The following is an 8,253-nucleotide window of genomic DNA, read 5'->3' on the forward strand; positions in this document are numbered from 1 at the left end:
TATAAATAATAAATTAATAGTAATAATAAGCCCTGTTGTATTGTTTAAAAATCATGTAAATCTTTATTATCATATAAATTTTTTTAGAATGATTTTTCTGAAATAATCTGACTTTTAAAAATGTAAGTTTAAAAAAATCCTCTAAATAAAATTTATGTTTAAAAACTATTAAAAAAAATCAATAAATGTTTAAAGAATGTTTGCAATTAAAAATTATGTTAATAGATTTTTAATATTGTTGATATCTTTACCCACCTCTTTATTTTTTTTAATCGATTGCTCTATCTTTTTTGTCGCATAGATCACACTTGAGTGATCTCTGTCACCAAAAAAATAACCTATCTCCTTGTACGAGAGGTCTGTTAAATTTCTTGCCATATACATGGCAAGATGCCTCGGATATGTGTATATAGTTCTCTTTTTTTCAGATAAAATATCAGTTGTGGAAATATTGAAATACCCTGCTATCACTGACTGTATCTCTTCAATGCCTATATTTATATCGTACCTGTCCTTTATAATAGATTTTACAAGTGAAAGGTTTAATTTACCTTTGTTTAATGAATAATATGTCTCAATACGGATGATATTTTTTATAATTTTTTTTATATCATCATTTGATTTTATTAAGAAAATAAAAATATCATCCGCAACAGGAAGATTTTTATTTTTAATAATTGTCTTAAGTATTTTTGATTTTGTTTTTACATCTGTTTCTTTTATCTCAGCTAAAAGACCTGACCCCAATCTTGATTTCAGTTGTGCAGTAAATTTATTAAAATCTACCGGAGGTCTATCTCCTGTAATAATAATCTGTCTTTTCTTAAGAGTAAAATGATCAAAAATAGTGATAAACTCATCCTGAAGCCTTGATGAATTACCTAGATACTGTATATCATCAAATAAAAGAACATCAAGATTAATATATCTTTCTTTAAAACTATCAAAGTCTTTATTCTTAGAAAAAAAGTTATAATCCAATATAAAATTTTTAGAATTTATATAAGATATATTAAATTGATTTATATTTAATTTATTTCCTATAGAATTTAAAAGATGTGTCTTACCTATGCCATGTTTTGAAAAAATATAAAAAGGGCTGTAATAACCACCAGGGTTTTCTGATATTGAAACAGCGGATGAATATGCAAATAGGTTACAATCACCAGTAACAAAGTTATTAAACTTCATTAATTTATTTAGATTATCTAAAGATAATTTATTTTGATTTATATTTTCACTAATAATTGAATTATTATTTTTATTATAATTGAATTGTAAATTAAGGTTTTTTTTAGTTATTTTTTTTAAATAATTTTTTATAATGTCATAATAGTTATCATGCAGCCATACCGCGATAAACTTATTAGGCACCTCTATTACAGCGCTGTTTTCATCAATTTTACTGCATTCTGTATTTACAAACCATGTATCAATCTCTGATTTAGGTATAACAGATCCGAGGTTTTTTATTATTTCATTCCATATTTTTTTAAATGGCATATAAACATCTTCGCATTGTTTTGAGCTGTTTTTAAAAGCGGCTGATTCTAAAAGATTTTATTAATAATTACAACTAAAAACTGGTAAAAAAATGACTCTTTTATTTTGTAAAACATATTGTTTTTATTATTTATTTTTATATATCAGCCTTTAACCTCTTTTACATTTTTTATATATATTAAATAAGGATTATTTACCCTTAAAAATGTTTGTGTTATAAGCCACTGAACCCTTATCTTTTAATAAAAAGGAGTAAAAAATTGCAGAATAAAATTACCACACCTGCAGACCTTGAAAGGACACAGCAGGAATTGAGTATTAAAAGGAATCTCAAGAAGATAAAACGCAAGATAGTAGTAATGAGCGGTAAAGGTGGGGTAGGAAAAAGCACTGTCGCCTCAATGATTGCCCTTATGCTCAGTATCAGGGGAAACAAGGTAGGGCTTATGGACGTGGACCTGCACGGGCCAAGCATCCCTAATATGCTTAAAATAAGTAGCGGGATGAATATAAAAGGGCAGCATGAGTTAAGCCCGTTTGAATATTCAGCTAATCTGGGCGTTATTTCCATGGGTATGATCCTGCAGAAGCAGGATGAAGCGGTTATATGGCGCGGCCCATTAAAGATAAGCGCTATAAGGCAGTTTATCTCAGATGTAACATGGGGAGAGCTTGACTTTTTAATAGTGGATTCACCGCCAGGCACTGGTGATGAGCCCCTTACTGTTGCCCAAACTATAACCGATGCAGAGGCCGTTATTGTAACCACGCCACAGGAGATCAGCCTTGCGGATGTGAGGAAATCCATCAACTTCTGCCGCCAGGTTAAAATGAATATCCTGGGTATTGTGGAAAACATGAGCGGTTTAAAATGCCCCCATTGCGGTGAAAAGATTGCAGTCTTTAGCGAAGGGGGAGGAAAAAAGATGGCAGGGGCAATGGATGTGCCTTTTATAGGCGAAATACCTATTGATCCTGAGGTTGTTAAATTAGCTGATGAAAAGCAGCTGGAACATATCCTTGAAAAAAAGGAGTCTGATATATACAGGGCCTATGCCACATTAATAGAGAAGATAGAAAAGGGTTAGAATTATAAAGTGAGGTTAAAAACCAAGGGCCTTTTTAAATTCCATAAAGTCGTTGAACCTCTTTTCAGGCATCTTTTCCAGGGCGGTTTTTATTGCCCCTGCTATCTCTTTTGAAAGAGAGGGGTTACAGCCATCAGCAGGAAGGGCAGTCTCATTAAGGTGCCATGATGCTATCTCAGGGATGCTGTCCATGTTAAAGGGCAGTCTCCCTGTAAAGATTTCATAAAATACCATGCCAAGGGAATAGATATCTGAGCGGACATCATATGTATCAGGCCTTTTAAACCTTTCAGGGGCACAATATGATGCAGATATGTTCCTTCCCATGCCGTGCTGAGTCTTGTCAGTGAACTCAACAGCAGTGCCAAAATCCATCAGTATGCTCCTGCCGCCCCTCTCTATCATTATGTTGGAGGGCTTTATGTCCCTGTGCAAAATCCCCATCTCATATGCATACTGAAATGCATCGAGGCATTCCCTGGCAATAGTTTTTGCCTGCTCAAATGGGATAAGACCCGCTGGCTCTATCTGCATCAGCTCCTTAAGATCAACACCCTCTATATATTCAAGCACAATTACATACTCGGGGCCGTCAGCGAAATATTCAATAAGCCTACAGATATTTTTATGGTCAAACCTTGAGAGTATTTTAGCCTCATTCAGGAAAAGGGTAATGATTTCAGGTTGGTTGGTAAGTTCTGGGTTCAGTATCTTAAGGGTATAAAGGTTGCCATCCCTGTTCTTTGCCTTGTATACATTGCCAAAGCCGCCTCTTCCAAGAGACCCAAGAAGTTCATAACTGCCTATCTTTACCCTGGTCATGTTTTATACTTTCCAGCTTGACAGCGCCTTAAGGTTTAAAATATCCTCGCACAAATCTTTTTAACAATATATAAAGGATACTAATAAGTTCAATATTTTTTTATATGTGAATAAAGAATGGATGATTTAAGGGTACATATAAAGATAAACTCTGAACACCTTGATGCAGCGGGTGTTTCAGATACAGGCCTTTACCGGGATGAAAACCAGGATACCATACATATTGACGGGGAGGGTCGCTTTGCCCTTATTGCAGATGGCATGGGCGGGCATGACAGGGGAAAAGAGGCGAGCCGCACCATCATAAATATACTTGATGATTTTTTTCAGCCTGAAAAGATAGCGAGCGAGCTCAAGGATATTACTGCTGTTGAGGGTGTGCCTGCGGAGGTGAACGGTCTTTTCGCCCTTATTGACAGGGGTATCAGGAAGTCTAATTCTTTAGTTTACAGAAAAAATATAGAGGAGGGGATAGAGCGATTTATGGGTGCAACCCTTGTCGGCCTCATCTTTTCATCAGACTATTACGTAACATGGTTTCATGTGGGTGACAGCAGGCTCTACCGCTTCAGGGATAATGCCCTTACACCTCTTACTGTAGACCACTCTGCATACATGGAGTGGGTTAATCATGGCTCCATAGGCGAGGAGCCTACAAAAAATATTGTCACGCGGGCGATCGGCCCCAGGGAGGGGGTTATCCCTGAAATCAGATGGGAAAAGGGTAACCCTGGTGATATATATATGCTATGCAGTGATGGTTTAAGTGATATGGTGCCTGACAATGAGATCTCAAATATAATAACAAGCGCCTCCTCTGTGAATGGTATTGCAGTAAACCTGCTAAATGCAGCGCTTGATGCAGGTGGTTTTGACAATATCAGTATACTGGTGTGTAAGCTCATTTAAATTTTAGAGGTTATGAATGGAATATAGAGTAAACATAGATCTGGCAAACACCACAAAGGCTGAGTTGGCCAGTGTAATAGATGGTAAGGATGATCGCATCCTTAATCGTGTCGGGGCATTTTCTTCGCTCTTTCTTTTGGACGTGAAAAAATACCGCGAACCAGTGCTTGTGCTTAAAACAGAGGAGCCGGGAAGCAAACAGGTCCTTGCGTTTCAGCATGACCGGATAGAAGCTGTCTGTTATGACATGATCAATCATCTTATAAATGACTGCATTGTAATGGGGGCAGAGCCTTTAGCAGTTCAGGACCTGGTTATTTGCGGCAAGCTGGAAAAACCTGTTGTCACACGTGTAGTTTCTGCTATTGCTGCGGCCTGTCAGGCCCAGGGTTGTGTGCTGACCGGTGGTGAAACAACAGAGCAGCCTGATATTGTCCCTGAAAAGACATACATCCTTGGCTCAAGTATTGTAGGCATAGTAGAGCGAGATAAAATTATTGATGGCTCAAAGATTAAACCTGGCGATGTTGTTATTGCACTCAGGTCATCCGGGCCTCATACGAATGGTTATACCTTAATCCGGGATTTGTTAGTAAAAAATCCAGCCTTGGCTAAAGAACCGATTGGATCAACAACATTCATTGATGCTGTGCTGGAACCTCACAAGTGCTACTATAATTCTGTAAAGGGTTTGTTTGACAATCACCTTCTGGGCATGGCTCATATCACAGGCGGCGGAATCAGGGAAAACCTTAACCGGATATTGCCAAAGAATGTGGATGCGAGTATCGACCTTGAAAAATATGAGGTACCTGAAGTCTTCAAGGTGATCCAGAAGGCTTCAAATGGTTCTCTTGACAGTATGCTTCGTACCTTTAATATGGGCATTGGCCTTACACTGGTCTCACGACCGGAAATGGTGCAGCCTGTTCTTGATCATTTGTATGAATGTGGGGAGCAGGCCTATGTTATTGGTAATATAATTGCCGGTTCAGGTAAAGTTCAGTGTCATGGCGCTTTATTTAAGGAATAATATATCTTGAAAAAACTGTCGTCTGGAGTAAAGTTACCTTTAAATAGTTAACTACCCCTGTGGTTTCGACCCAGGGTGCGGGGCCGAGTGATCGGCCCCTGCTTTTTATACAGGGACCATATGAGAACTGCGATCTATGTTGACGGTTTTAACCTATACTATAGAGCGTTAAAAGGCACACCTTATAAGTGGCTTGATATCAAATTATTGGTTTCCAATCTGTTACAACCCCAAAATAAAATTATCGGATTACTCTCGCCTGTTATTGAAGGACATCCATCGAACGAACTACAGAAATATGCCCATTTTGTTAAAAGAATCAGAAAAGGGGTTCTTGAGGCATGTTTTCTTTAAACATGGAGACCCTCTTGTGATCAATGCTGCTTCTGGGGTAGATGCTGTTATCCAGGATAATGTCTTCGATTTTCATGGAACCTCCTTTTCATTGTAGAGACAGGTTTCAAACCTGTCTCTACTGTTGCGGTATACTTTCTCTGTAAATATATCTATTTAGCGTGCCAGGGAAGGCTTTTAGGTTTTACCTTCAGCCTTCAGCCGAAACCCCTTCCCTGGGCGCCATAGCCTCCGGCGACGGCGTCAGCCTGCTTTTAATTACAAACATCATGCCAGATCTACAAAACATGTGCCTATAAAAGAATAAAAACAGATGACACACAGTAATAGCAAGGCTTATGGCTATTATGGCTTCATCTGAAAGGGTATTTATATGAGATAATATCTTCAAACAAATGCACAATCTCATGTGCATAGTGCACATTTTTAAAGGTGTTTAAAAAATACTTGTTTTTTATTTTCTACATATTTATATTCCCAACATTGTTTCACCGGATTATTACTACTATTTTTCCCCAACAGATTTTAAGAAATAGAGAGGTATTGCAGGTTCTACATGAACATGATCTAAGATGAAATTATTTTACTGGCTTCCTTTACTGGAGCAGAGATGAAAAAACTTTTCTATGCATTTGTATTTCTTATGGTTTTTAATGCATACGGTCTTTATGCAGAAGATATCTTTCCAGGTATTGACACAATCGAGATACCACCAGGGCCATTTGAATCTGAGGTGACTAACAGATTTGAGCCCGACCCAAATGACTTTGATGCCGATGGTCTTTCAAATGCGGATGAAGAGAGATATGGTACAGAAAAAAAAGGGTGACCCCTTTACACAACCCTATTCAGAAATACATTTAATGGCAGCACATGGGCATCAGCATACAGGTTTACCGGCCAGGAGTTTGATGAGGAATATGACCTCTATAATTACAATGCTAGGCTTTATGACCCGATTATGAGCCGGTTTATAACCCCAGATACAATAGTGCCGAATCCATATAACCCGCAATCTTTGAACAGGTATACATATTGCCTGAATAATCCTTTGAGTTATATTGATCCAAGTGGGCATTAACAATTGACACCTGACTTATTTGCGGCACTAGAAGCGCTATGGTATTATTTAAGTGGATTAGGCTATAATTTTAAAAACGCTTATAAGCTTGGAGCATCTATATCTGGTTTAGCTCTCTGGAATTTGAATTTTATGGGTTCAAGTGGTTTAGATCTCTTTAATTCGGGCTTTGAGGAACTCAATGCATGGATGAATGTCATACCATTGTATGATAATGCGGGTGGAGGGTCATCTGCTGCTGGAGATGGTAATCAAATAACACGTTCCAATTATGACCCTCATAACACAGATCTTAAATATAGAGAAGATGCAATTATAGCTGCAATGAAAAATTTTGGAGTTAATGTTAATAGAAAAGATATATCGTATGAACCAGGTGCTGTTGATTACGGGGGTGTTTATCACAATACTGGCAAAATCTATATTGGCCCTAGTGCATTTGAGAAATCTTTTGATTTTTTAGGTGCTATTATTGGACATGAAAGAGTCCACTATTATCAGTATAAACAAGCCATAATACCACCGGTCAACACAATGTGGGATGCGGCTACAGAAGTTGTAGCTGAAGATTGGGTCTTGCGGAATATTGAAAACGGAAGATTCAGCTTAAATATTGATGAGAAGTAGATATTCGAGAAAGGTCGTGATAAGAATTTTAAAAAAATAAATGAGGGCTATATAAAAATGTATAATGAAGGATTCTTTAACCCTAAAATGCCTAATTGGGAGTGATCTAATATGGTTAAAAATATTTTAATTTTTTTTCTACTTTTCTCTAATACAATGGTCGCAGGAGAACATGTAAAAATTGAACTAGAGAATGAAAATAACAACTTGAGAATTTGTTTGATAAATATTTCTTTTGAGAAGCTTCTAATTAATAAAATGTTACGATTAGGAGCTTCTCATGAATCATGTGAAATCATATTAGATATTTTAGACATGGAGGGTGTTGAGTATCCATTTTCTGCTAGTGTTCATCGTCGTTCAATTTCTGAACAGGATATAGTAGTATTATGGCCTGGAGATATTATTGGCCGCGAGTATAAAATATCAGAATTAGTAAAAATTTACCCTTTGCTAGCTCCAGGGAAATATAAAGCGAAGGCAACATATAAAAATAAAGATGAATTTGGGGCTTCTAAAGGTGTTTATGATAAGATGTTAACATCAAATTGGTTAATGTTTGAGATAAAAGATACTGATATGGTGAACGCATTTGGTGAAAATTGGAAAGAAGTGAAACAAAATTATTTAATTAAAAAAAAAGAGGTAGAAGAACGCGCAAAAATGTTAGATGAGAAATATAAGTAAAGGAAAGCATTGGGCCTTTACTTCTTGAACAGGCAGCCTCCAGTCTTTCCTGTGTGTAGCTTTTCCCAAGACTTATTATCCCAATACATGACCTGAACCCCTGTTGAGGATGCATTCTGCTTTCCATAATAAGTTCTACTGTACTGGCA

At 37.0% G+C, this 8,253-nt stretch carries 9 protein-coding genes and 1 pseudogene; 8 read left to right on the forward strand and 2 right to left on the reverse strand.

The genetic code is table 11. The features are described from left to right. Window positions 1–213 precede the first annotated feature (213 nt). Window positions 214–1,503 carry a chromosomal replication initiator protein DnaA gene (gene dnaA, locus GX654_08330; protein NLD36861.1) on the reverse strand — a complete coding sequence of 430 codons (1,290 nt, stop codon included), beginning with the start codon at window positions 1,501–1,503 and terminating at the stop codon, window positions 214–216. Window positions 1,504–1,745: 242 nt separating this feature from the next. Between dnaA and GX654_08335 the strand changes: the two genes are divergently transcribed. Then, window positions 1,746–2,591 carry an Mrp/NBP35 family ATP-binding protein gene (locus GX654_08335; GenBank protein ID NLD36862.1) on the forward strand — a complete coding sequence of 282 codons (846 nt, stop codon included), beginning with the start codon at window positions 1,746–1,748 and terminating at the stop codon, window positions 2,589–2,591. 15 nt (window positions 2,592–2,606) lie between these two features. On the opposite strand, the gene GX654_08340 is transcribed toward GX654_08335, so the two are convergent. Next, entirely contained in the window at window positions 2,607–3,413 is an 807-nt protein-coding gene (locus GX654_08340) for a serine/threonine protein kinase (GenBank protein ID NLD36863.1), read from the reverse strand. Window positions 3,414–3,530: 117 nt separating this feature from the next. Between GX654_08340 and GX654_08345 the strand changes: the two genes are divergently transcribed. From GX654_08345 to GX654_08375, 7 genes and pseudogenes are all read left to right on the forward strand, one after another. Beyond that, window positions 3,531–4,322 carry a serine/threonine-protein phosphatase gene (locus GX654_08345; protein ID NLD36864.1) on the forward strand — a complete coding sequence of 264 codons (792 nt, stop codon included), beginning with the start codon at window positions 3,531–3,533 and terminating at the stop codon, window positions 4,320–4,322. A 16-nt stretch (window positions 4,323–4,338) separates the two neighbouring features. Next, window positions 4,339–5,355 carry a phosphoribosylformylglycinamidine cyclo-ligase gene (purM, locus tag GX654_08350; protein NLD36865.1) on the forward strand — a complete coding sequence of 339 codons (1,017 nt, stop codon included), beginning with the start codon at window positions 4,339–4,341 and terminating at the stop codon, window positions 5,353–5,355. Window positions 5,356–5,475: 120 nt separating this feature from the next. After that, window positions 5,476–5,709 carry an NYN domain-containing protein gene (locus GX654_08355; protein NLD36866.1) on the forward strand — a complete coding sequence of 78 codons (234 nt, stop codon included), beginning with the start codon at window positions 5,476–5,478 and terminating at the stop codon, window positions 5,707–5,709. Between the two features lie 610 nt (window positions 5,710–6,319). Beyond that, complete coding sequence (locus GX654_08360; GenBank protein NLD36867.1) at window positions 6,320–6,538, forward strand: hypothetical protein; 219 nt, start codon at window positions 6,320–6,322, stop codon at window positions 6,536–6,538. 60 nt (window positions 6,539–6,598) lie between these two features. Next, window positions 6,599–6,790: pseudogene (locus tag GX654_08365) on the forward strand (RHS repeat-associated core domain-containing protein). 3 nt (window positions 6,791–6,793) lie between these two features. Continuing rightward, window positions 6,794–7,417, forward strand: a complete 624-nt coding sequence (locus GX654_08370) for a hypothetical protein (GenBank protein NLD36868.1) — start codon at window positions 6,794–6,796, stop codon at window positions 7,415–7,417. Between the two features lie 111 nt (window positions 7,418–7,528). Beyond that, window positions 7,529–8,104 carry a hypothetical protein gene (locus tag GX654_08375; protein ID NLD36869.1) on the forward strand — a complete coding sequence of 192 codons (576 nt, stop codon included), beginning with the start codon at window positions 7,529–7,531 and terminating at the stop codon, window positions 8,102–8,104. Window positions 8,105–8,253: the final 149 nt, after the last annotated feature.

The sequence above is a fragment of the Desulfatiglans sp. genome (genome assembly GCA_012513605.1).
In the GTDB taxonomy this organism is placed as follows: Bacteria; Desulfobacterota; DSM-4660; order Desulfatiglandales; family HGW-15; genus JAAZBV01.